Here is a 23,893-nt window from a genome sequence, read left to right as displayed (position 1 = left end):
ACCGCATGCCGGCCGCAGTGCATCAGGAGGCACGCTTGGACCACCCCCGGCCGTTCCCGTCCGAACCCGCGCGCCCCGGCGACCTGGTCGTCGCCCGGCCTGAAGGGCTGTATTGCCCGCCCGGCGACTTCTATATCGACCCGTGGCGCCCGGTCGAGCGCGCGGTCATTACCCACGCCCACTCCGACCATGCCCGCTTCGGCCATGCGCACTACCTGTGTTCAGCGCCCGGCCGCGGCGTGCTGCTGGCACGACTGCCCGGCATCCACCTCAACACCCTGCCATACGGCGAACGCATCACCCATCACGGCGTCACGCTGAGCCTGCACCCGGCGGGGCACGTGCTTGGCTCCTCGCAGGTGCGGCTGGAATACGGCGGCCAGGTCTGGGTAGCGTCCGGCGACTACAAGCTGGAGGCCGACGGCACCTGCGACCCGTTCGAGCCGGTGCCGTGCGACACCTTCATCACCGAAAGCACCTTTGGCCTGCCGATCTACCGCTGGCCATCACAGCCAACGCTGATGGCGGAGATCTTCCACTGGTGGCAGGCCAATGCGCAGGCCGGCCGCGCCAGCGTGGTCTACGCGTACAGCTTCGGCAAGGCACAGCGCATCCTGCATGGGCTGCTGCACCATGCCGGCGTCGATGGCCTGCCCGGTCCGGTGATCGTCCACGGCGCGCTGACCACGCTGAACGCCGCGTACGCCGACGCCGGCGTGGCGCTGCCGCCGATGGCGCTTGCATCCGAGCTGCCGCCGCGCAGCCCGCTGCTGCGCCAGGCGCTGGTGGTGGCGCCACCGTCGGCACAACGCTCGACCTGGCTGCGGCGCTTCGGCGATGCGTCCGATGCCTTTGCCAGCGGCTGGATGCAGCTGCGCGGCACGCGCCGGCGCCGCGGCGTCGATCGCGGCTTTGCGCTGTCCGACCATGCGGACTGGCCGGGGCTGCTGCAGGCGATCGGCGCCACCGGCGCCGATCGCATCATCGTGACCCACGGCAACGTGCCGGTGATGGTGCGCTACCTGAACGAACGCGGCTGGCAGGCGCAGGCGTTCGAGACCGAGTACGGCGATGACGACGAATCGGCGCGCGCCGAGGCGCAGGCGGCTGAATCGGGCAGCGAAGCCCCCACCGAAGAGCCCGCCCCATGAAGGCCTTCGCCGACCTCTACGCCGCGCTCGACGGCACCACCTCGACCAAGGCCCGGCTGGCAGCGCTGGTCGACTACCTGCGCGTCGCGCCGCCGCAGGACGCGGCCTGGGCCGTGTACTTCCTGGCCGGCGGCAAGCCGCGGCAAATCGTGCCGGTGTCGGTGCTGCGCGAACTCGCGCGCGAGGCCGCCGGCCTGCCCGACTGGCTGTTCGAAGAAAGCTACCAGGCCGTCGGCGACCTCGCCGAGACCATTGCCCTGCTGCTGCCCGAACCGATGGACGCCGACCACGCTGGCCTGGCCGAATGGGTCGAGCAGCGCCTGCTGCCGCTGCGCGGCCTGCCGCCGGAAGCACTGATGCCGCGCCTCGATGCGCTTTGGCGCCCGCTCGACGCCCATGGCCGGCTGGTGCTGTTCAAGCTGATCACCGGCGCCTTCCGCGTCGGCGTGTCGCGCCTGCTGGTCACGCGCGCGCTGGGCGAGGTAGCGGGCATCGATCCCAAGCGCGTGGCCGAGCGCATGGTCGGCTATACCGACCTGTCAGCACGGCCCGATGCCGCTCGCTTCCTGGCCCTGCTCGCGCCGGAGAGCGACGACGACCGCCAGCTGCGCGCCGGCGGCCAGCCCTACCCGTTCTTCCTCGCGCATCCGCTGCAGGCACCCGTCGCGCAGTTCGGCGAGGTGCTTGGCGCCCCCGGGCGCTGGCTGGTCGAATGGAAATGGGACGGCATCCGCGCGCAGCTGGTGTGTCGAGGCGGGCAAACCTGGCTGTGGTCGCGCGGCGAGGAGCTGATCACCGAGCGCTTCCCCGAGATCGTCGACGCGGCCGCGGCACTGCCGGATGGCACCGTGCTCGACGGCGAGATCGTGATCTGGCAGGACGGCCGCGTGCAGCCGTTTGCGCTGCTGCAGCAGCGCATCGGCCGCAAGACGCTGAGCGCAAAGCTGCTGCGCGATGCGCCGGCGATCCTGATGGCGTACGACCTGCTCGAATGGCAGGGCGAGGACTGGCGCGTCCGGCCGCAGGCGGCGCGCCGCGCGCGGCTGGAGCATGTGGTTGCCGGGCACGTCCATCCCGTGCTGGAGCTGAGCCCGCTGGTCGAGGCCGACAGCTGGGAGCACTACGCGCGGCTGCGCGATGCCTCGCGCGATCTTGGCGTGGAAGGCTTCATGCTGAAGGCCGCCGATGCAGCCTACGGCGCCGGCCGCACCAAGGACGTCGGCGTCTGGTGGAAATGGAAGATCGACCCGTATTCGGTCGATGCGGTGCTGATCTATGCGCAGCGCGGCCACGGCCGCCGCGCCAGCCTCTATACGGACTTCACTTTCGCGGTGTGGAACGCGCCGCAGGGCACCCCGGACCGCGCGCTGGTGCCGTTCGCCAAAGCGTACTCCGGGCTGACCGACCAGGAAATGCGCGCGGTCGACGCCATCATCCGCCGCACCACCGTCGAGAAATTCGGCCCGGTGCGCAGCGTGGAGCCGACGCAGGTGTTCGAACTGGGCTTCGAAGGCATTGCGCGCAGCGGCCGCCACAAGAGCGGCATCGCGGTGCGCTTCCCCCGCATGCTGCGCTGGCGCACCGACAAGCCCATTGAAGAAGCCGACACGCTGGCCACGCTGGAAGCCATGCTGCCCGGTGCCGCCACACCGCGGGAGGACGCCGCATGACCCCGCCGCGTGCCGCACGCAAGCCGGCGGAGGACGCCGCCGCCGAGCCGCTCACTGTCGCGCAGGGACTGCAGGCGCTGTTCGATGCGCGCGGCTGGCAGCCGTTCGCGTTCCAGCGCGAAGCCTGGGCCGCCATCGCTCGCGGCCAGAGCGGCCTGCTGCATGCCACCACCGGCACCGGCAAGACCTATGCGGCATGGCTGGGCGCGCTGATGGCATTCGGCACGCCGCGCGCCGCGCCGTCGCACGACCAGCCAGCGCCGCCACTGACGGTCCTGTGGCTCACGCCGATGCGAGCGCTCGCCGCCGACACCACGCGCGCGCTGCAGGCGCCGCTGGCGGAACTCGATCTCGACTGGACCGTGGCGCTGCGCACCGGCGACACCGGCAGCGCCGAACGCGCCGCGCAGCAGCGCCGCCTGCCGACCGCGCTGGTGACCACGCCGGAAAGCCTGACGCTGATGCTGACCCGCGCCGACGCGCAGGAAACGCTGCGGCGCGTGCGCATGGTGGTGGTCGACGAATGGCACGAGCTGATCGGCAACAAGCGCGGCGTGCAGGCGCAGCTGGCGCTGGCGCGGCTGCGGCAATGGCAGCCGGCGCTGATGGTGTGGGGGCTGTCGGCCACCCTGGGCAACCTGCCGCACGCGGCCGACGTGCTGCTGTCTGGCGTGCCGGAGGACCAGCGCGTGCTGGTGCACGGCCACACGCCCAAGACGCTGCTGATCGACACGCTGCTGCCGGGCAATGCCAGCCGCTTCCCGTTTGCCGGCCACCTGGGGCTGTCGATGCTGCCTCACGTGGTGGAGGAGCTTGAGCACAGCGGCACCACGCTGGTCTTCCTCAACACGCGCTCGCAGGCCGAGCTGTGGTACCAGGCGCTGCTCGATGCGCGTCCCGACTGGGCCGGCCAGATCGCGTTGCACCACGGCTCGCTCGACCGCGCGGTGCGCGAGTGGGTGGAGTTGAGCCTGAAGAACGGCGAGCTGCGCGCGGTGGTCTGCACCTCCAGCCTGGATCTCGGCGTCGACTTCCTGCCGGTGGAGCGCGTGCTGCAGGTCGGCTCGCCCAAGGGCGTGGCGCGCCTGCTGCAGCGCGCCGGCCGTTCGGGCCATGCACCGGGCCGCGCCTCGCGCGTGACGGTGGTGCCCACGCACAGCCTGGAGCTGGTGGAAGCGGTGGCCGCGCGGCACGCGGTGCAGGCGGGGCGGATCGAGGCGCGCGAGTCGCCCGACAAGCCGCTCGACGTGCTGGTGCAGCACCTGGTGACGGTGGCGCTTGGCGGCGGCTTCCGCGCCGAAGCGCTGCTGGCCGAGGTGCGCACCGCCTGGGCCTACCGCGGCCTGACCGACGCCGAATGGCAATGGTGCCTGGACTTCGTGCGCCAGGGCGGCGCCACGCTGTCGGCCTATCCGGACTTCCGCCGCGCCGTGCCGGACGAGGAAGGCGTCTGGCGCGTGCCCGATGTCGGGCTGGGCCGGCGCCACCGCATGAGCATCGGCACCATCGTCAGCGACGCCACCATGCAGGTGCGCTACTGGAGCCGCGCCGGCAGCGGCGGCGCCTCGCTGGGATCGGTCGAGGAAGGCTTTATCGCGCGGCTGGCGCCGGGCGACTGCTTCCTGTTCGGCGGCCGCCTGCTGGAGCTGGTACGGGTGCAGGAGATGACCGCCTACGTGCGCCGCGCCACCGGCAAGCGCCCGGTGGTGCCGCGCTGGAATGGCGGCAAGATGCCGATGTCGACCGAGCTGGCCGAAGCGGTGATCGACACGCTCGAGGCCGCCGCCGCGGGCCGGCTCGATCCGCGCACCACGCCCGAACTGCCGCTGATCCAGCCGCTGGTGGACCTCCAGGCGCAGTGGTCGGCGCTGCCGACGCGCCAGACCCTCCTGGCCGAGGCGCTGCACTCGCGCGAGGGCTGGCACCTGTTCCTCTACCCCTTCGCCGGCCGCTCGGTCCACCTCGGGCTGGGCAGCCTGCTGGCATGGCGGCTGGGGCAGAAAGTGCCGGCGACGTTCTCGGTCGCCGTCAACGACTACGGGCTGGAACTGCTGGCCTCCGCGCCGCTGGACTGGGGCCACTGGCTGCCGCAGGTGCTGGCCGAGGAGCGCCGGCGCGACCTGGCCGCCGACGTGCTCGGCAGCCTCAATGCGGGCGAGCTGTCGCTGCGGCGCTTCCGCGAGATCGCGCGCGTGGCTGGGCTGATTTTCCAGGGCTATCCGGGCGCGCCCAAGAGCGCGCGCCAGCTGCAGGCGTCGTCGAGCCTGTTCTACGAGGTGTTCCGCAAGCACGATCCCGGCAACCTGCTGCTCGGCCAGGCCGAGCGCGAGGTGCTGATGCAGGAACTGGACGCGCACCGGCTCGCCGAAACCCTCGAGCGGCTGGCCGCGCTCAGGCTAGACCTGCACGAGCTGAAGCGGCCCACGCCGCTGTCGTTCCCGCTGGTGGTGGAATTTCTGCGCGAGAAGCTCAGCACCGAGAAGCTGGCCGACCGCATCGCGCGCATGCTGGCCGAGCTGGAACTGGCGGCGGGTCCCGAGCCGGGCGAAGCCGACGGCATGCAGGCCGCAGCGGTGGCCGATGCGGTGGCCGATGCGGCGCGCTTCGGCATGGCCGACCACGCCGGCCCGTCCGGCCGCACACCGCGCAAGCCACGCCGCCCGCGCAAACCCTCCAGACCCTTGCCGCTGCTATGACACCAGACGCCGGCACCCTGCGGGCCCACGGCGCCTGCGCCGTCTCGGCGGCGGGAGAAACGCTGTGGCTGCTGCCAGAACATGCGGTGTGGTGGCCCGCGGCGGGCATGCTGATGGTGGCCGACGTGCATTTCGGCAAGGCCGCGGCGTTTCGCGCGCTCGGGCAGCCGGTGCCGCACGGCACCACCGGCGACAACCTGGGCCTGCTGACGCAGCTGACGCGGCAGTTGCCGGTGGAGGAACTGGTCTTCCTTGGCGACTTCCTGCACGCGCGTGCGGCGCGCACGCCGGCGGTGCTGGCGGCGCTGGACGGCTGGCGCCGCAGCCTGCCGCCGCAGGTGCGCTGCACCCTGGTGCGCGGCAACCACGATGCGCGCGCCGGCGACCCACCCGATTCGCTGCAGATCCGCGTGGTGACGGAGCCCGCCGTGGCGAGTCCCTTCGCGCTGTGCCATCTGCCCGGCGCCTCGCCGCTGGGCTACGTGCTGGCTGGCCACCTGCACCCTGCCTGCCGGCTGCGCGGCGCCGGCGCCGACAGCCTGCGCCTGCCCTGCTTCCTGTTCGGCCCGCGTGGTGCCATCCTGCCCGCCTTCGGCGCCTTCACTGGGCACGCCACGGTGCGGCCGCAGCCGGATGAGCGCGTCTATGTGGTCGGCGGCGGCCGCGTCTGGCCGGTGGGCCGCGCGCCGCAGCACAGCGCTTAGAAGAGCGATTAGAACAGCGTATAGCCCCCGTCGATGACGAAGGTGTCGCCGGTGTGGTAGGCCGACGCCGGGCTCATCAGGTAGACCGCAATGCCGGCAAAGTCGCTGCCTTCGCCCCAGCGGCGCATCGGCACGCGCTTGTGCACCATCTCCTGGAAGGCATCGTTGGCCTGCGCGGCGCCGGTCATCTCGGTCTTGATCCAGCCCGGCAGGATTGAATGCGCGCGGATGCCCTTGCGCGCATATTCGACGGCCAGGCCGCGCATCATCGAGATCACGCCGCCCTTGGTGGCGGCATAGTGCTCGGTCCGCGGCGCGCCTTCGATGGCCGCAACCGAAGCGGTGCTGCACAGCACACCGCCCTCGCCCTGCACCAGCATCTGCCGCACCGCGGCGCGCAGCGTGAAAAAGGCACCATCCAGGTTGACGCGCATGGTCTTGCGCCAGACCTCCGCCGTCAACGTATCGAACGGGCCCTTGTTGCCGCCGATACCCGCGTTGGCAAAGCAGCCGTCGATCCGGCCCAGCGCCGCCACCGTGCGCTGCATCGCAGCATCGACCGCCTGCTCGTCGCCCACGTCGCACACCTCGGTGTGCACCCGGCGGCCGTGCTGCGCCAGCCGGTCGGCGGCGGCGGCGTTCTTGTCCGCGTTGGTGCCCCAGATGGCGATGTCCGCGCCCGCCGCGGCCAGGCCCTCGGCAATGCCCAGCCCGATGCCGCCGTTACCGCCGGTCACCAGGGCCACTTTTCCTGTCAGGTCGAAAGGGTGCTTGCTCATGTCTGTCTCCTCGGATGGTGGGGTCGCTGCCTCGACCGGACATTGTTGACCCGTCACGGCACAAAGCTCGTCGTCGGAACCGATGAGTTTGGATGCGCGCAGGCGCACTTCCGGGCGGCTAAGGATTTCCATGATTGACGCTTGCCCAGGCCACCGCTCCGCCCGGCCTGTCGCCATCTGCGGCCCTGCGCCGCGGCTGGCCCCAGCGAATCCGGCCAACTGGCCCTACAGGGCCGGATCGGCGCTCACCTATAAAGCCGTGACCTTCAACCCTTTCCTTTCGAGGAGCAGAACCATGCGGTGGATCAAGCGACTTGCGACGTATTTCGCCCTGGCGGCAGCACTGGCGCCAGCCGCCCACGCGCAAAGCAAGGATGTAGTGATTGCTTACCAGGACATGGTGGTGCCCTGGCGTTATGCGCAAGACATGAAGGAGCTGGAGAAGCAGACCGGCTACAAGGTGTCGTTCCGCCAGTTCGGCGGTGGCGGCGACGTAATCCGCGCCATGGCGTCGGGCCAGATCGCCATCGGCGAGGCGGGCACTTCGCCGATCGCCTCGGCGCTGTCGCAAGGACTGGACGTGGAGCTGTTCTGGATCCTCGACGACATCAACGCGGCCGAGGCCATGGTCGCGCGCAACGGCAGCAAGATCGCCAGCATCACCGACCTGAAGGGCAAGCGCGTGGGCGTGCCGTTCGTGTCGACCACGCACTACCACACGCTGGTCGCGCTGGAGCGTGCCAAGGTCAGTCCGAAAGACGTGCGCATCGTCAACATGCGCCCGCCCGAGGTCGCGGCCGCGTGGGAGCGGGGCGACATCGACGCGACCTTTATCTGGGACCCGGTGCTGGCCAAGCTCAAGCAGTCGGGCACGGTGCTGACGACCTCCGGCCAGATCGCCGCCGATACCGGCAAGGCGACCTTCGACGGGATGATCGCCAACAAGAAGTTCGCGCGCGAAAACCCGGAGTTCATGGTCAAGCTGGTGCGCGTGCTGGCCGCCGCGGACGACAACTACCGCAAGAACAAGGCGTCATGGACCGCCGATTCGCCGATGGTCAAGGCGGTGGCCAAGGTCTCCGGCGCCAAGGCCGAGACGGTGCCGGCCAGCATGGCGCTGTATGCCTTCCCGACGCTGGAAGAACAGGTCTCGGAGCGCTGGCTCGGCGGCGGCGCGGCGCGCGCGCTGCAGTCGGCGGCGCAATTCCTGAAGGAGCAAGGGACCATCCAGACGGTGTTGCCGGACTACGGCCAGGGCGTCAATGCGGAATGGGCCAAACGTGCGCTGCGGTAACGCGCGCGGTGTGTGGAACAGCAGCGGAAATCGTCATGAACAAACTTGAAATCGATAACCTCAGCGTGAACTACGGCGCCGCCGGCGGCGCCCGCACGCTGGCCCTGTCGCAGGTCAATCTCACCATGGAGCGCGGCGATTTCGTCGTCGCGCTGGGCGCCTCGGGCTGCGGCAAGACCACGCTGCTGTCGTGCATCGCCGGCTTCATGGAGCCGTCGGAAGGCGAGATCCGGCTCAACGGCAAGGCAGTGCGCGGACCCGGTGCCGAGCGCGGCGTGGTGTTCCAGAAGCATGCGCTGATGCCGTGGCTGAGCGTGGCCGACAATGTGGCGCTGGGCCTGCGCCTGCGCGGCGTGCCGCGCGCGGAACGCCTGCGTATTGCGCGCGAGAAGCTGGCCGCGGTGGGGCTGGAAGCGGCGGCTGCCAAGCCCGTCTACCAGCTTTCCGGCGGCATGCAGCAGCGCGTGGGGATTGCGCGCGCGCTGGCCTGCGATCCGGCGGTGATGCTGATGGACGAACCGCTGGGCGCGCTCGACGCGCTGACCCGCGAGTCGATCCAGGCGCTGATCCTCAGGCTCTGGGCGAAGGAGCAGAAGATCGTGTTCTTCATCACCCACAGCGTGGAAGAGGCGCTGTTCCTGGCGACGCGGCTGATCGTGATGACGCCGTCGCCGGGCCGCATCGCGCATACCTATGAACTGCCCTTCGCGCGCCGCTTCATCGAGTGCGGCGATGCCCGCCAGGTCAAGTCCGACCCGGAGTTCATCCGCTACCGCGAAGAGATCGTCGACCTGATCCATGCTACCGCCTGAGGAATTCAAGATGCCCGCTTCCGCTCAACGCATCGAACCCGCGCCGCGCGCCGCGCCTGCCGCCGCGCCAAGCTCCGCCCCTTCCAGCAAGCCGATGAAAGCCGTCTCGGGCTACCGCCTCCCCGGCGAGGGATCGAGCTCGAGCATCTCCACCATTACCGTGGTGAGCCTGCTGGCGCTGTGGTGGATCGCCAGCCACCTGCGCTGGCTGCCGCCGCTGTTCCTGCCCACGCCGGAGTCGATCGTCACCGCCTTCATCGATGCCTGGCAGGGCAACCTGCAAGGCGGCCAGCCGCTGACCGAGCACTTCACCGCGAGCATGGTGCGCGTGTTCGGCGCGTTCGGGCTGGCGGTGGCTACCGCGGTGCCGATCGGCGTGCTGATGGGCGTGTCGCGCATCGCGCGCGGCATCTTCGATCCGCCCATCGAGTTCTACCGCCCGCTGCCGCCGCTGGCCTACCTGCCGCTGATCGTGATCTGGTTCGGCATCGACGAGACCTCGAAGGTGCTGCTGATCTTCCTGGCGTGCTTTGCACCGCTGGCGATGTCGGCGCAGGCGGGCGTGCGCTCGGTCACGATCGAGCAGATCAACGCGGCCTATTCGATGGGCGCCACGCCGTGGCAGGTGGTGCGGCACGTGGTGCTGCCCGCCGCGCTGCCCGACATCCTGACTGGCATGCGCATCGCCATCGGCTTTGGCTGGACCACGCTGGTCGCCGCGGAGATGGTGGCCGCGACCGCCGGGCTGGGGCAGATGGTGCTGAACGCTTCCAACTTCCTGCGTACCGACGTGGTGATCATGGGGATCGTGCTGATCGGGTTGATCGCGTATGTGTTTGATCTGCTGATGCGCAAGATGGCGAAGTGGCTGGTGCCCTGGAAGGGGAGGATGTAAGGTGTTTTCCCCCCGCTCTCCCGCAAGCGGGAGAGGGGAGAGAGCCTTTCACTGGCACTCCAGAATCACGTCGATCAAGCGCTTGCCAAAATGCAGCGCGCCCTGTTCCGCCGCGGCGCGCGTGAAATAGTCCTGCTCGTCGACGTCGAGGCCGTACTGCATGTCGGTCGTCGGCGTCTTCGAGCGCCCGACACCGAGCAGGTAGCCCCACTTCGGTCCGGGTGTGTCCCGGACGGTCGCAATATCCGCCACCTCGAAGGCCATCACGTGGGCATACATGCCGCGATAGCTTTCGGTGATCCATCTCAAGGGTTCTGCCATGGTCTCCTCGCCTGTCGCAGGTACTCCCTGGTAAGCCCCTAATGCTACGCAACGCAGACCGGTCCCGTCACTTGTACGAAATTCCCGCCTTTTCAAACCAGCGAGGCGGTTCGGCACTATCATCGGCACATTACCAACCGCCAGTTGCCAGTCATGGACAAGGCCCGCGTGCTGACCCTCTTCATCGGCGTGGTGCGCGCCGGCAGTTTCCAACGCGCCGCGGTGGAAGCCGGCGTGACCCCGCAAGCCGTCAGCAAGGCGGTGCGCACGCTGGAAGACGACCTCGGCGTACGCCTGCTGCACCGGACCACGCGCAAGCTCAGCCTCACCACCGAAGGCGCGCGCCTGTTTGAACTGGCCGCACCGGGCATGCGCCAGCTGGATGAGGCGCTGGACCAGGTGCGCAGCAGCAAGAGCGATGACGACGGCCTGATCCGCCTGACCGCGCCGCCGTCGATCGGCAGCCGTGTGCTGGTGCCCTTGGTGCGCGCCTTCCGCGAACTGCATCCGGGCATCACCTTCGATGTGGTGCTGAGCGACCTTTTCACCGACCTGGTCGAGTCCCGGATCGATATCGGCTTCCGCGCCGGCACCAGCCCAGGCCAGAACCTGGTGGCGCGCCGGCTGTGCGACCTGCCGCTGGTCATCTGCGCCGCGCCCGACTACCTGGCGCGGCACGGCGAGCCGGCCACGCTGGACGAACTGCTGCAGCACCAGTGCACCGGCTTCCGCCGCCCGGCGACCGGGCGCATGGTGCCGTGGGAGCTGCAGGTCGACGGCGCGCTGGTCTACCAGGAGGTGCCCGCCGTCGCCAGCTTCAACGACGTGGAGACCGAGGTGGAAGCGGTGCGCGCCGGCATGGGCATCGGCCAGCTCTCCGCCTACATGATCCACGCCGACCTCGTCAGCGGCCGGCTCAGGGCGATCCTGACCGGATTCAGCAGCAGCAACGTCGGCCTGTACATGTACTACCCGCACCGCAGCCAGATGCCGGTGCGGGTCCGGCGCTTTATCGACTTCGTGGTGGAAGCCGGGCGCGGCGCGGAACAGTCCCTGTCGCGGCTAGCAGGGCTCGTGCGCTGATCCTTCCGGCACAAGGCAGGCGACCCGACCCCACCCACACTTCCCGCCAGCACGCTTCTCCCGAGCCCTGCTCCGGCCCTTTCGTTTGATTTTTTCTCAAGCGAAGGCGCCGGAAATGTCGTTTGTCGCGCGCGCCGCCAGCGACAACCATTACGCCAAGGCCCACCAAACAGGAGACTGCCGTGTCAGACCAAGCCTATCCGCTCTGGAGTGCGGACCCCCTTCCCCACCTGATCGCCTCGCGCCACCGCGCCACCGGCGAATGGATCTTCCCGGCAGTGCCGGCCGGTTCGCCGCTCGCCGCCGAGCATGACCCCGTCGCCATCCGCGGCTCCGGCGTGGTCTACAGCTTCACCGTGATCCATCCCGCGCCCAAGAGCGGCCAGCCGCCGTACGCGCTCGGCTATGTCGACTTCGTCGGGCCGGTGCGCATCTTCGGGCGCCTGCAGGGCAAGGCGCGCCCGGTGATCGGCGACCGCTATGAAGCCCGCCCCGACGCCGAGTTCGGCTATGTCTTCGAGGCCGTCACGGCCTGATGGATCGAGAAAAGGAAAGGAAAAGCAACATGCAGGACATCTACATCCACGGCGGCGCGATGACGCCGTTCGGCCGCCACGCCGGCGTGCTGGCGCCCGAACTGGCGCAACAGGCCATCCTCAAGGCACTGGCCGACGCCGACGTGCCGGCCGGCCGCATCCAGGCGGTGTATTGCGCCAATGTGCTGGGCGGCATGATCCTGGGCCAGCTGATCGTGCGCGACCTGGGCCTGAAGGGCATTCCGGTCTACAACGTCGAGAACGCCTGCGCCAGCGGCGCCACCGGCGTGCACCTGGCGCGGCATGCGCTGCTGGCCGGGCAATACGACACGGTGCTGGTGTTCGGCATCGAGCAGCTCACCGCGCTCGGCGGCGGCACCATCCCGCTGCAGCGCAACGACCACAAGACGGAGCTATATGCCAAGGCCGGCATGGTGCTGCCCGCGGTCTATGCGATGCGCGGCACGCGCTTCCTGCACGAGCGCGACGCGTCGCCCGCCGACCTGGCGGAAGTGGCGGTCAAGAACCGCTACAACGGCTCGCTTAACCCATATGCGCAGCAGCGCAAGGCCACCACGGTGGAGGAAGTGCTCGGCTCGCGCATGATCGCCGACCCGCTGACGCTGCTGCAGTGCTGCCCGTCGCAGGTCGACGGCGCCGCCGCCGTGGTGCTGAGCACGCGCCGCCCGGCGCAGGCGCGCCCGGTCAAGGTGCTGTCCTCGGTGGTGGTGTCCGGCCTGCGCGAAGAGGCCGACGACGACATCCTCGATGCCGAGATCACCGCGCGTGCCGCACGCCAGGCGTATGAACAGGCCGGGCTGGGCCCGCAGGACGTCGATGTGGTCGAGCTGCATGACGCCTTCACCATCGCCGAACTGCTTTACTACGAAGCGCTGGGCCTGGCCGGGCCAGGCGAAGCGGTGTCGCTGCTGAAGTCCGGCGCAACCCGGCTGGGCGGCCGCGTGCCGGTCAACCCCAGCGGCGGCCTGCTGGCCAAGGGGCATCCGCTCGGCGCGACGGGCGTGGCGCAGATGGTCGAAATCCTGTGGCACCTGCAAGGGCGCGCCGGCGAGCGCCAGGTCGACAACGCCCGCGTCGGCCTGACGCAATGCACCGGCGGCGGCATTGCTGGTGTCGACCACGCCGCGTCTTCCGTCCACCTGCTGGGAGTCTGAGATGAGTACGCAACGATTCGATCCCACCCACGTGGCCGTGGTGACGGGCGCCGCGCGCGGCATCGGCCTGGGCATCGCCACGCAACTGGCGCGGCAAGGGCTGACCGTGGCGCTGCTCGACCGCGATGGCGGGGCGCTCGACGAGGCCGTCGGCACGCTGGCCGCCGAAGGGCTGAATGCCTTCGGCGCCACCGCCGACCTGACCGATTCCGCCGCGGTCAACGACGCCTTTGCGCAGGTGTCGGCACGTGCCGGCCGCGTGGATTACCTGATCAACAACGCGGGCGCCGTGCGCGACATGCGCTTCCTGAAGATGACCGACGACGACTGGGACCTGGTCATCGATACCAACCTGCGCTCGCAGTTCCTGTGCTGCCGCGCGGCGCTGCCCGGCATGGTCGAGCGCGGCCACGGGCGCGTGGTCAATATCTCGTCGCGAGCCTGGCTGGGAGGCTTCGGGCAGGCCAACTACTCCGCGGCCAAGGGTGGCGTAGTCAGCCTGACGCGCTCGCTGGCGATCGAGTTCGCGGGCAAGGGCATCACCGTCAACGCGGTCGCACCCGGCATCGTCGATACCCCGCTGTTCCGCGGCTTTGCGCCGGAGGTGCAGGCGCGGCTGCAGAAGTCGGTGCCGGTGCAGCGCATCGGCACGGCCGACGACATCGCCAATGCGGTCAGCTTCTTCCTCGATCCGCAGTCGTCGTACGTGACTGGCCAGACGCTGTATGTCTGCGGCGGGCGCAGCCTGTCGTCGCCCAGCGTGTAAGGAGGCCCCCATGACCATCCAACGCCACATCGAAGGCGCGGTCGCGGTGCTGACCATCGACCGGCCCGACGCGCTCAATGCGCTCGACGTGACCACGCTGCGCGAACTGCGCGCACACCTGGCCGAGGTGCGCGACCGCGACGACCTGCGCGTCGCGGTGCTGACCGGCGCCGGCACGCGCGCCTTCTGCGCCGGGGCGGATCTGAAAGGCACGCGCACTTCAGCCGCCACCTACCCCGAGGCGCTGTTCCGCGCGCCTGAGCAGGCCGCGGACCTCGGGCTCTATATCCGGCTGATGGACCTGACCGACCTCGGCCTCGGCAAGCCGCTGGTGGCGGCGGTCAACGGGCACTGCCTGGGCGCCGGGCTGGAGATCGCGCTGCAGTGCGACTTGCGGATTGCGTCGACGCAGGCCACCTTCGGCCTGCCCGAAGTGGCGGTCGGCTCGATCCCGGCGGTGTCCGGCCTGCACCGCCTGCTCAAGGCCGTGCCCGCGGCGCATGCGATGCAAATGGTGCTGACCGGCGAGCGGATCGACGCCGCGCACGCTGCGCGCATCGGCCTGGTCACCGAGACGATGGCGCCCGACGCCTTGCGCGACCGCGCGCTGGCGCTGGCCGCCCGCATCGCCGCCAATGCACCGCTGGCGGTGCAGGCGGTCAGGAAGCTGTCGCGCCAGACCAGCCACCTCAGCGAGGCCGACGCGCAGCAACTGACCGAACTCTACTGGGGCGTGCTGCGCGATACCGCAGACCGCATGGAAGGGCGACAGGCCTTCGCCGACAAGCGGCAGCCCCGCTATACGGGCCGTTGAGCGGCCAGACAAGAATCACGCAGGAGACAACCATGGCAGGTATTTCCCGAATCATGCGCGCGGCAATGGCCGGCGTGCTGGCAGCCACGGCACTAAGTGCGGCGGCGCAGGCGCCCTACCCCGCGCAGAAACCGATCACGCTGGTGGTGCCGTTCGCCCCCGGCGGCGGCAACGACATCCTCGCGCGCGCCATCGCGCCCAAGATGGGCCAGTTGCTGGGCCAGACCATCGTGATCGAGAACAAGCCCGGCGCCGGCGGCAACCTCGGCGCCGACTACGTCGCGCATGCCGCGCCGGACGGCTATACCCTGGTGATCGCGTCGAGCCAGATCACGATGAACCCGTTTCTCGGCATGAAGGTCCCGTTCCAGGTCGAGCGCGACTTCGAACCGGTCGGGCGCATCGCGTCGGTGCCGATCATGCTGGTCGCCAATCCCGAGCAGCCATTCCGCACGCTGCAGGAGTTCATCCAGTACACCCGCGCCAATCCGGGCAAGCTCAGCTACAGCAGCCCCGGGCCCGGCACGCCGCAGCACCTGGCGGGCGAGGTCTTCGCCAAGCTGAACAAGACCGAACTGCTGCACGTACCCTACCGCGGCACCGGCCCGTCGATCGCCGACCTGATGGGCGGCCAGGTGCAGATCTCGTTCGCCACCTTTGCCTCGTCGATCCAGTTCGTGCGCGCCGGCAAGCTGCGCGCGCTCGGCATCGCCGGCAAGAAACGCAGCGCGCTGATGCCTGACCTGCCGACCTTTGCCGAAGCCGGCATCGCCGGCTACGACGCGGAGCTCTGGTACAGCCTGCTGGCGCCGGCGCGCACGCCCAAGGCCGTGGTCGACAAGGTCAACGCCGCGCTGGTGGCGGCGCTGAAGTCGCCCGACGTTGCCGGGCAACTGGCAAAGCAGGGCTTCGAACCGCAAGCTTCCACGCCGGATGAACTGAAGGCGTACATCGGCAAGGAAATGTCGCGCTGGCAGCGCGTGATCCAGGACAACAACATCAAGGTGGCGCTGTGAACGCGCCGGCCGCTCTCTTCGATCCCGCCATGCTGCCGCCCACCGACAACCCGCTGCTGGACTACCTGGGCATCCGCCTGGCCAGCGTCGGCGACGGCCGCTGCACCTTCGAACTCGACATCGAGCCGCGCCACCTGAACCGGCAGGGCAGCGTGCAGGGCGGCGTGATCGCCACGCTGCTCGACGCCGCCTGCGGCTATGCCGGCCTGCCGACGGGCCCCGACGGCGCCCTCGGCCACGCGGTGACGGTGATGCTGGCCATCAGCTACCTCAGCAAGGCCAGCGCCGGGCGGCTGCGCGCCAACGCCACGGTGAGCCGTGCCGGCAGGAGCCTGTACTTTGCCTCGGCCGAACTGGCCACCGAAGCCGGCGTGCTGGTCGCCACCGCGCAAGGCACGTTCAAACGATCCCACGTATCTCCGGAGACCTGACATGCTGCGCGACGCACTGAACGGCCTGACCGTCATCGATTTCACCCAGATCGGCGCCGGGCCGACCTGCACCATGCTGCTGGCCGACATGGGCGCCAGGGTCATCAAGGTAGAGCCGCCCGGCGGCGAACTGGGCCGCGGGCTTGGGCCCGGCTGGCTGGGCGACGACAGCGCGCTGTTCCACGGTTTCAACCGCAACAAGCTGGGCGTGGCGCTGGACCTGAAATCCCCCGAGGGGCTCGCGGTGGCGCGCCGGATGGTGACGGAAGCCGACATCGTGGTGGAAAGCATGCGCCCGGGCGTGATGGAGCGCCTGGGGCTTGGCTATGCCGAACTGTCGGCGCTGAACCCATCGCTGGTCTACTGCTCGATCTCCGCTTATGGCCAGGACGGGCCCTATGCAGGCCGCGCCGGCGTCGACGGCATCATCCAGGCCGACGCCGGGTTGATGAGCCTGATCGGCCTGCCCGACGGCGAACCGTGCAAGGTGCAGGCGCCGGTGGTCGATGTAATGACCGGCTACGTGGCCTGCGTGGGCATTCTCGGCAAGCTGGCGCAACGTGCACGCGACGGCCAGGGCGGGCATCTCGACGTCAGCCTGCTCAACGCCGCGCTGGCGCTGCAGCAATCGTCGATCACCAGCTATTGCGCCGACGGGAAGCTGCCGGAACGCGCGGGTAGCGCCGCGCCGTACTCCGCCCCCAACCAGGCCTTCCGCACCGCTGACGGCTGGATCATGGTCGCCGCCTACATGCCCGAACGCTGGCGCCGGCTGTGCGACGTGCTGGGCCTGCCGGCGCTTGCCGACGATCCGCGCTTTGCCACTTCGCCGCTGCGCGTGGCCAACCGTGCGGCAATGGTGGAGACACTGACCAGCGTGTTCGTGACCCGTCCGACCGACGCGTGGCTGGCGCTGCTGCAGGACGCCGACATCCTGTGCGCACGCGTGGCCACGTATGAAGACCTGATGGCGCACCCGCAGGTAGCGGCCAACCGCATGATGCAGCGTATCCCGCACGAGACGCTGGGCGAGATCCGCACGCCCGGCTTCCCGATCAACAGTGCGCAGGAAAACGCGCTGCCGGTGCACCCGGCGCCGGCGTGCGGTCAGCACACGCAAGCGGTGCTCGCGGAACTTGGCTTCAGCGCGGCACAGGTCGCGGCCCTGCAGGCCCGGGGCGCGGTCCACTGTGCCGGTGGTGTCGAGGCGCCGCTCGCGGCAACGGCATCATGAACCGCGCCGACATCATCGCCGCGCTCTACCTGCATGCGGTGATGATGGCGGCGCTGGGACATGGCCTGGAAACCTGCGCGCAGCAGGCGTTCGCGCGCTACCACCAGGTCATCAGCGCGCAGCTTGCCATTCCCGACCGCTTCGCCGGCTGGTGACCGGCGCGCGCCGGGCTGAGTCCACTAACCCTGCGTCTCGCACTGCGCCAGCAGCCACTCGCGGAACACCGCCATGCTGGCGCTTTCCTTGCGGTCGGCGGGCGTCAGCAGGTAGTAGGTGAAATCGCCCATGTCGACCGTCTGGCGGAACGGCGCAACCAGCCGCCCGGCCTCCAGGTCGGCCGCGACCAGGAAGCGCTGGGCGATGGCAAAGCCCTGCCCTTCCACTGCCGCGGCATACGCCATGGCGGAACTCTGGAACGTCATGCCGCTGCGCGCATCCACCTGCGCGTCGGCGCGTGCCGCCTTCAGCCAATGCGCCCAGTCGTCCGGACGCGCAATCGAATGCAGCAGCGTCTGGTGCTGCAGGTCGGCAGCCTTCTTCACCTTCGGGCTGCCCGCCGCAACGCCGGGGCTGCAGACCGGCACCAGGATGTTGGACACCAGGCGGTAGGTATTCACGCCGCTCCACTTGCCGTCGCCGAGCCGGATCGCACCGTCGATGTCTTCCTTGCGGAAATCGACCGGGTCCAGCGACGCGGTCAGCAGCACCTCGATGCCGGGGTTGGCCGCGTGGAAGGTCGACAGCCGCGGGATCAGCCAGCGCATGGCGAAGGTGGTGTAGGCGCGCACCTTGAGTTGCTTGCGCCTGGCCCGCTTGCCGAGCCGCCGCGTGGCTTCGCGCAGGTCGTCCATCGCCCGGGTCACCGCGCGGTAATAGTCCTCGCCGGCGCGGGTCAGCGAGATCTGCCGGTGGCCGCGATGCAGCAGCTGCACGCCCAGGCCCTCTTCCAGCGCGCGGATCTGCCGGCTGACGGCGCCCGGCGTCACATGCAGCTCGTCGGCCGCGGTGGTGATGCTCAGGTGCCGCGCCGCCGCTTCAAAGGCGCGCAGGGCATTCAGGGGAGGCAGTTTGTCCATGCCGGCGAGTCTGCCATACGGTTGAGGATTGCTCAATCGAAGCCGGCCACGTTTATTGACAACTGCTGGTTGCCTTTGAAACACGATTGCACCGCCTAGTGTTGCGGACATTGCGCGCCTAAATTTGTCTCCGTGGCCCCCGCCATCAGACAACGCAGTCAAACCGAGCACCATCCCCAAGGAGATCCACATGTCCGCCAACACCACCAACACCACGAACACCGCCGCCAACGCCAACACCGCCGGCAAGGTCTGGTTCATCACCGGGGCCTCGCGCGGCTTCGGCATGGAGCTGACCCGCGCCGCGCTGGCCCGCGGCGACCGTGTCGTCGCCACCGCACGCCGCCCCGAAGCGATCACCGATGCCGTGGGCGCGCACGACAACCTGCTGCCGGTGGCCCTCGACGTCACCAGCGAAGCGCAGGCAATCGCTGCCGCCGAAGCTGCCGTGGCCCGCTTTGGCCGCATCGACGTGCTGGTCAACAACGCCGGCTACGGCCTGCTGGGCGCGGTGGAGGAAGCGTCGGCGCGCGAAGTTGAGCAGCAGTTCGCGACCAACGTCTTCGGCGTGCTGAACGTGAAGCGCGCGGTGCTGCCGCAGATGCGCCGCCAGCGCAGCGGGCACGTCGTCAATATCTCGTCGATCGGCGGCTATGCAGCCTATCCCGGCTGGGGCGTCTACGGCGCCACCAAGTTCGCGGTGGAAGGCCTGACCGAAGCGCTCGATGCAGAACTCTCGCCACTGGGCATCCGCGCCACCGTGGTCGAGCCGGGCTTCTTCCGCACCGACTTCCTCGACGCCAGCTCGCTGGTCCGCGTCGGCACCGAGATCGCCGAATACGCCGAGACCGTCGGCGCCATGCGCGGCCACATGGCATCTGCCAACCACCAGCAGCCTGGCGATCCCGCCAGGCTGGCCGTGGCACTGCTCGCCCTTGCCGACAGCGACAACCCGCCGGTTCGCCTGCCGCTCGGCTCGGATACGGTGGCTCGCATCGCGGAGAAGAACCGCAAGGTGGAAGGCGAACTGGCGGCGTGGCATGCGGTGGCCGTATCGACCGACCACGTGGACGCAAACGCCTGACCTGTTGCAGCGCAGCAGTACGCCTCTTGCTGCGCTGCAGCCAGGCGGGAAGTGAAGTTGTCGGCCGGCCAAGCGCCGGCCGCACCACTTTGCACCCTGCGCGCATCAGGCTTTGTCCCAATGCCGACACTGGCATATGTCGTTTCCGGCGAATTTCGCCAATAATGCCCTGACAGCCATTGCCGGACGAGAGAGCCACCATGCACGACAGTCCCGATGCCATCCGCACCGTTGCCCTGCTCGGGCATGCAGGTTGCGGCAAGACCTCGCTGGTCGAAGCGCTGCTGCACAAGGGGGGTGCGATCCACACCCCGGGCAGCGTGGAGCGCGGCTCCACGGTCAGCGACAACGATCCGCTGGAGCGCAAGTACAAGCGCTCGCTGAGTTCCGCCATCACCCACGTCGACTTCCGCGACACCCGTATCTACCTGCTGGACACACCGGGCTACCCTGATTTTTCCGGGCTTGCGATCAGCGCGCTGGCAGCGGTCGAGACCGCCGCCATCGTCATCAATGCGCAGAACGGCATAGAGATGACCACGCGCCGTGCCATGGCGTGGGCGCAGTCCCGGCAGCTATGCCGGATGATCATCATCAACGGCATCGACGGCGAGAAGGTCGACCTGCCGGCGCTGCTGGCCGATATCCAGGAGGCATTCGGCAAAGAGTGCTTGCCCATCAACCTGCCGGCGGGCAACGGCGGCAAGATAGTAGACTGCTTCTTCAATCCGGCCGGCGAGTCGGATTTTTTATCGGTGGCGTCGGCGCATGAAGCGTTGATCGATCAGGTCATAGAGATCGACCCGCAGTTGATGGAGCTGTACCTGGAGCAAGGCGAGGCCATCACGCCCGAGCAATTGCACGCGCCGTTCGAGCGCGCGCTGCGCGAGGGCCACCTGGTGCCGATCTGCTTTACCTCGGCCGCCACCGGCGCCGGCATCGAGGAACTGCTCGACGTGTTCGTGCGGCTGCTGCCCAATCCCACCGAAGGCAACCCGCCGCTGTTCTACCGCTCCACCGGCCAGGATGCCGAAGGCACCGAAAAGCGCAAGGCGGTGCGCGCCGAGCCGGTGCCGGATAAGCACGTGCTGGCGCATGTGTTCAAGGTGGTGATCGACCCCTATGTCGGCAAGCTGGCGGTGTTCCGCATCCACCAGGGCACGGTCACGCGCGACAGCCAGCTTTATATCGGCGAAGGCCGCCAGCCGTTCAAGGTGGCGCACCTGCTGTTGCTGCAGGGCAAGGAGACGCAGGAAGTCCAACGCGCCGGGCCCGGGAATATCTGCGCGGTGGCCAAGGTCGATGAACTTGGCTTCGACGCCGTGCTGCACGACGCTACCGAGGACGGCGACATCCACCTGACGCCGCTGGAATTCCCCACGCCGATCTATGGCCTGGCGATCGAGCCGGCGCGGCGCGGCAACGAGCAGCGGCTGGCCGAGGTGCTGCACAAGCTCAGCGCCGAAGACCCCTGCCTGCGCGTCGAGCATCCCGCCGGCACCAACGAGACCGTCGTTTTCGGCCTTGGCGAGTTCCACCTGCGCTGCGCGCTGGAGCGTCTGACCGAGCAGTACAAGCTGGAAGTCGCCACGCGGCCGCCGAAGATCGCGTATCGCGAGACCATCGCCGGCAAGGCCGATGGCCATCACCGCCACAAGAAGCAGACCGGCGGCGCCGGCCAGTTCGGTGAAGTGATGCTGCGCGTGGAACCGCTGCCGCGCGGCGAGGGCTTCGAGTTCATCGATGCGGTCAAGGGCGGTGCCATTCCCGGCCAGTTCATTCCCGCGGTGGAGAAAGGCATCCGCCAGGTGCTGGAAAGCGGGCCGCTGGCCGGCTTTGCGATGCAGGACGTGCGCGTGACCGTGTACGACGGCAAGAGCCATCCGGTCGATTCCAAGGAAGTCGCGTTCGCGGCCGCGGGGCGCAAGGCCTTTGTCGACGCGGTGATGAAGGCGCGCCCCAGCGTGCTGGAGCCGATCGTCGATATCGAGGTCACGGTGCCGGGCACGTCCATGGGCGACGTCATCGGCGATCTCTCGGCCAAGCGCGGACAGGTGCATGGCACCCGCACCGCGGCCGGCAACGCGGTGATCGTTGCCGGACAGGTACCGCTGTCGGAGCTGAACGACTACCAGTCACGGCTGAACAGCATGACCGGCGGACACGGCAGCTACACCATCCAGTTCAGCCACTACGACAACGTGCCGCCGGGGCAGCAAGAGAAGATGGCGTCCCGCCACAAGGCGCAGCAGGACACCGACTGAGCGCGCGGCTGGCTCAGTGTTGGCTAAATGCTGGCTCAGTGCTGGCTGGCGCCGGCCGCGCCGATGCCGGTCATGGCGCGCACGAACTGCGCGCCGTAGCGCTGGCGTTCGGCGCTTGCCTGCGCCGAGCGGTCCAGCACCGACACCAGCCAGGCGCTGGCGAAGGCCAGCGTCATCGAGAACAACGCCGGGTTGGCATACGGGAAGATCGCCTGCTGGTGCTTGAGGATTCCCACCCACACGGTCGGGCCCAGCACCAGCAGCACCACCGCCGACACCAGCCCCGCCAGGCTGCCCGCCACCGCACCGCGCGTGGTCAGCCCCTTCCAGAACATCGACAGGAACAGCACCGGGAAATTGACCGACGCGGCGATCGCCAGCACCAGCCCGGACAGGAACGCGATGTTCTGCTTCTCGAACATCACGCCCAGCACCATCGCCAGCAGGCCGATCACCAGCGTGGCGATCTTCGACACGCGGATCTCATCCTTCTCGCTGGCCTGTCCGCGGCGGAACACGTTGGCGTAGAGGTCATGCGACACCGCCGACGCGCCCGACAGCGCCAGCCCCGCCACTACCGCCAGGATGGTCGCGAACGCCACCGCCGAGATAAAGCCGAGGAACAGGTCGCCGCCGATCACGTGGGACAGGTGCACGGCCACCATGTTGCTGCCGCCGATCAGCTTGCCCGCCGCGTCGCGATAGGCCGGGTCCGCGCCCACCATCACGATCGCGCCGAAGCCCACCACCAGGATCAGCACGTAGAAGTAGCCGATAAAGCCGGTGGCGTAGAGCACGGACTTGCGCGCCTCCCTGGCATCCGCGACTGTGAAGAAGCGCATCAGGATGTGCGGCAGGCCAGCGGTGCCGAACATCATGCCGACGCCCAGCGAGATCGCATCGATCGGATTGGACACCAGCCCGCCCGGCGACAGGATCGCGGCGCCCTTGTCATGCACCTTGGCCGCGCTGGCGAACATGGCTTCCGGGCTGAAGCCGAAGTGGGCCAGCACCATCACTGCCATGAACGTCACGCCGCCGAGCAGCAGCAGCGCCTTGATGATCTGCACCCACGTCGTCGCCAGCATGCCGCCGAACATCACGTACAGCACCATCAGCGCGCCGACGATGACCACCGCCGATTCATAGCTGGTGCCGAACAACATTTCGATCAGCTTGCCCGCGCCGACCATCTGCGCGACCAGGTACATGATGACCACCGTCAGCGTGCCGCACGCGGCGGTGATGCGCACCGGCTTTTGCGCCAGCCGGTACGAGACCACGTCGGCAAAGGTGTAGCGGCCGAGGTTGCGCAGGCGTTCGGCCACGATGAACAGGATGATCGGCCATCCGGCCACCACGCCGAGCGCGTAGATCAGCCCGTCATAGCCCTTGTCGAACATCATGGCCGAGATGCCGAGGAACGACGCGGCCGACACCATGTCGCCGGCGATCGCCAGGCCGTTCTGGAAGCCGGTGAGACCGCCGCCGGCCGCATAGAAGTCCGAGGCCGAGCGCGTACGCCGCGCGGCCCAGCGGGTGATGCCGAGCGTGAACAGGACGAACAGCATGAACATCACGATGGCGCTCCAGTTCAGCGGCCGCTGCGCGGCTTCGCCCTGGATCGCGGGGGCCGCGGTGGCGGTGGTGGCGGCGATACTGGCGAGCCCGCACAGGGCCGCGCCGAGGAAACGGTGTACCGGCTTCATGCTTCGCACTCCTTGCGCACGCGTTCGTTGAGCGGGTCCAGGTCGCGGTTGGCGCGGTGGACGTAGATGGCGGTCAGCAGCACGGCGGCGAAGATCACCGCCACGCCGACAGGAATGCCGACGGTCATGACGCCTGCGCCGATCGGCGTACCAAGCGTGGCGGGCGAGAAGGCCAGCAACAGGATGAAGCCGAAGTAGATCGCCAGCATGAGCAGCGTCAGCGACCAGCCCAGGCGCGTGCGGCCGTGGATCAGGCGGATGAAGTCGGGGTGGTTCTGGATGGTTTCCAGTTGTCGCGCGTCCATGGTGTCTCCTTTGGCGCAGGGGGGCGTGGCGGCTCTGGGAGGCTGCCATCGGTCGGGTTCGTGGATGAGGTGTCGATA

The 23,893-nt window shown here is 69.0% G+C and carries 23 protein-coding genes; 18 read left to right on the top strand and 5 right to left on the bottom strand.

All coding sequences use genetic code 11. From position 1 onward, the window contains the following. Positions 1-5: 5 nt before the first annotated feature. From LPA45_RS29370 to pdeM, 4 genes are read left to right on the top strand one after another with little or no spacing between them, the layout of a single operon-like run. Positions 6-1,151, top strand: a complete 1,146-nt coding sequence (locus tag LPA45_RS29370) for a ligase-associated DNA damage response exonuclease (RefSeq protein WP_376790663.1) — start codon at positions 6-8, stop codon at positions 1,149-1,151. Continuing rightward, positions 1,148-2,821: an ATP-dependent DNA ligase gene (locus LPA45_RS29365; RefSeq protein WP_317923059.1), complete on the top strand. Its 1,674-nt coding sequence runs from the start codon at positions 1,148-1,150 to the stop codon at positions 2,819-2,821. Before LPA45_RS29370 ends, LPA45_RS29365 begins: the two co-directional genes overlap by 4 nt. Continuing rightward, complete coding sequence (locus tag LPA45_RS29360) at positions 2,818-5,517, top strand: ligase-associated DNA damage response DEXH box helicase (protein ID WP_317923058.1); 2,700 nt, start codon at positions 2,818-2,820, stop codon at positions 5,515-5,517. The genes LPA45_RS29365 and LPA45_RS29360 overlap by 4 nt, the downstream gene beginning before the upstream one ends. Then, positions 5,514-6,221 carry a ligase-associated DNA damage response endonuclease PdeM gene (gene pdeM, locus LPA45_RS29355; protein WP_317923057.1) on the top strand — a complete coding sequence of 236 codons (708 nt, stop codon included), beginning with the start codon at positions 5,514-5,516 and terminating at the stop codon, positions 6,219-6,221. Before LPA45_RS29360 ends, pdeM begins: the two co-directional genes overlap by 4 nt. 8 nt (positions 6,222-6,229) lie before the next feature. Here pdeM and LPA45_RS29350 read toward each other — a convergent pair whose 3' ends face one another. Then, a complete protein-coding gene (locus LPA45_RS29350; RefSeq protein ID WP_116319556.1) occupies positions 6,230-7,000 on the bottom strand; it encodes an SDR family NAD(P)-dependent oxidoreductase in 771 nt (256 codons plus the stop codon). A 295-nt stretch (positions 7,001-7,295) separates the two neighbouring features. On the opposite strand from LPA45_RS29350, the gene tauA reads away from it, so the two are divergent. Genes tauA through LPA45_RS29335 form a run of 3 tightly spaced genes read left to right on the top strand, consistent with a single transcriptional unit; the run spans position 7,296 to position 10,001 of the window. Continuing rightward, positions 7,296-8,294: a taurine ABC transporter substrate-binding protein gene (tauA, locus tag LPA45_RS29345; protein ID WP_116319555.1), complete on the top strand. Its 999-nt coding sequence runs from the start codon at positions 7,296-7,298 to the stop codon at positions 8,292-8,294. 35 nt (positions 8,295-8,329) lie between these two features. Beyond that, positions 8,330-9,106 (top strand): taurine ABC transporter ATP-binding protein, encoded by a 777-nt coding sequence (locus LPA45_RS29340; RefSeq protein WP_029044916.1) that lies wholly within the window; start codon positions 8,330-8,332, stop codon positions 9,104-9,106. Positions 9,107-9,116: 10 nt separating this feature from the next. Next, complete coding sequence (locus LPA45_RS29335) at positions 9,117-10,001, top strand: ABC transporter permease subunit (protein WP_116319554.1); 885 nt, start codon at positions 9,117-9,119, stop codon at positions 9,999-10,001. Between the two features lie 48 nt (positions 10,002-10,049). On the opposite strand, the gene LPA45_RS29330 is transcribed toward LPA45_RS29335, so the two are convergent. Continuing rightward, complete coding sequence (locus LPA45_RS29330; protein ID WP_147316209.1) at positions 10,050-10,322, bottom strand: hypothetical protein; 273 nt, start codon at positions 10,320-10,322, stop codon at positions 10,050-10,052. 153 nt (positions 10,323-10,475) lie between these two features. Here LPA45_RS29330 and LPA45_RS29325 point away from each other — a divergent pair, with 153 nt between their 5' ends. From LPA45_RS29325 to LPA45_RS29285, 9 genes are all read left to right on the top strand, one after another. Beyond that, positions 10,476-11,405, top strand: a complete 930-nt coding sequence (locus LPA45_RS29325) for a LysR family transcriptional regulator (protein WP_116319552.1) — start codon at positions 10,476-10,478, stop codon at positions 11,403-11,405. 182 nt (positions 11,406-11,587) lie between these two features. Further along, positions 11,588-11,941, top strand: coding sequence for a Zn-ribbon domain-containing OB-fold protein (locus tag LPA45_RS29320; protein WP_317920658.1), 354 nt, complete (start codon positions 11,588-11,590; stop codon positions 11,939-11,941). A 29-nt stretch (positions 11,942-11,970) separates the two neighbouring features. Beyond that, positions 11,971-13,116 carry a thiolase family protein gene (locus LPA45_RS29315; RefSeq protein WP_317920657.1) on the top strand — a complete coding sequence of 382 codons (1,146 nt, stop codon included), beginning with the start codon at positions 11,971-11,973 and terminating at the stop codon, positions 13,114-13,116. A 1-nt stretch (position 13,117) separates the two neighbouring features. After that, a complete protein-coding gene (locus tag LPA45_RS29310; protein WP_317920656.1) occupies positions 13,118-13,882 on the top strand; it encodes an SDR family NAD(P)-dependent oxidoreductase in 765 nt (254 codons plus the stop codon). 10 nt (positions 13,883-13,892) lie between these two features. Then, positions 13,893-14,696 carry an enoyl-CoA hydratase/isomerase family protein gene (locus tag LPA45_RS29305; protein WP_317920654.1) on the top strand — a complete coding sequence of 268 codons (804 nt, stop codon included), beginning with the start codon at positions 13,893-13,895 and terminating at the stop codon, positions 14,694-14,696. A 32-nt stretch (positions 14,697-14,728) separates the two neighbouring features. After that, positions 14,729-15,712 carry a tripartite tricarboxylate transporter substrate binding protein gene (locus LPA45_RS29300; protein WP_116319547.1) on the top strand — a complete coding sequence of 328 codons (984 nt, stop codon included), beginning with the start codon at positions 14,729-14,731 and terminating at the stop codon, positions 15,710-15,712. A 29-nt stretch (positions 15,713-15,741) separates the two neighbouring features. Continuing rightward, positions 15,742-16,143: a PaaI family thioesterase gene (locus LPA45_RS29295; protein WP_116319622.1), complete on the top strand. Its 402-nt coding sequence runs from the start codon at positions 15,742-15,744 to the stop codon at positions 16,141-16,143. A 1-nt stretch (position 16,144) separates the two neighbouring features. Further along, positions 16,145-17,377, top strand: coding sequence for a CaiB/BaiF CoA-transferase family protein (locus tag LPA45_RS29290; protein ID WP_317920651.1), 1,233 nt, complete (start codon positions 16,145-16,147; stop codon positions 17,375-17,377). Next, positions 17,374-17,532 (top strand): hypothetical protein, encoded by a 159-nt coding sequence (locus LPA45_RS29285; protein WP_199414579.1) that lies wholly within the window; start codon positions 17,374-17,376, stop codon positions 17,530-17,532. Before LPA45_RS29290 ends, LPA45_RS29285 begins: the two co-directional genes overlap by 4 nt. Before the next feature lie 24 nt (positions 17,533-17,556). Here LPA45_RS29285 and gcvA read toward each other — a convergent pair whose 3' ends face one another. Next, positions 17,557-18,453, bottom strand: a complete 897-nt coding sequence (gcvA, locus tag LPA45_RS29280) for a transcriptional regulator GcvA (protein WP_317920647.1) — start codon at positions 18,451-18,453, stop codon at positions 17,557-17,559. A gap of 190 nt (positions 18,454-18,643) precedes the next feature. Between gcvA and LPA45_RS29275 the strand changes: the two genes are divergently transcribed. Next, a complete protein-coding gene (locus tag LPA45_RS29275; RefSeq protein ID WP_317920645.1) occupies positions 18,644-19,537 on the top strand; it encodes an oxidoreductase in 894 nt (297 codons plus the stop codon). A 200-nt stretch (positions 19,538-19,737) separates the two neighbouring features. Then, positions 19,738-21,801 carry an elongation factor G gene (fusA, locus tag LPA45_RS29270; RefSeq protein WP_317920643.1) on the top strand — a complete coding sequence of 688 codons (2,064 nt, stop codon included), beginning with the start codon at positions 19,738-19,740 and terminating at the stop codon, positions 21,799-21,801. Positions 21,802-21,836: 35 nt separating this feature from the next. Here fusA and LPA45_RS29265 read toward each other — a convergent pair whose 3' ends face one another. Together LPA45_RS29265 and LPA45_RS29260 are read right to left on the bottom strand one after the other, a co-directional pair. After that, positions 21,837-23,510, bottom strand: coding sequence for a cation acetate symporter (locus LPA45_RS29265; protein WP_317920641.1), 1,674 nt, complete (start codon positions 23,508-23,510; stop codon positions 21,837-21,839). Further along, on the bottom strand, positions 23,507-23,815 hold the full coding sequence (locus tag LPA45_RS29260) for a DUF485 domain-containing protein (protein WP_116319541.1): 309 nt from the start codon (positions 23,813-23,815) through the stop codon (positions 23,507-23,509). Before LPA45_RS29260 ends, LPA45_RS29265 begins: the two co-directional genes overlap by 4 nt. Between the last annotated feature and the right edge of the window lie 78 nt (positions 23,816-23,893).

The organism is Cupriavidus sp. Agwp_2, assembly GCF_040784895.1.
In the GTDB taxonomy this organism is placed as follows: domain Bacteria; phylum Pseudomonadota; class Gammaproteobacteria; order Burkholderiales; family Burkholderiaceae; genus Cupriavidus.
Note: the sequence above shows the minus strand (reverse complement) of the source record. Positions and strands in the feature narration are given on the sequence as shown.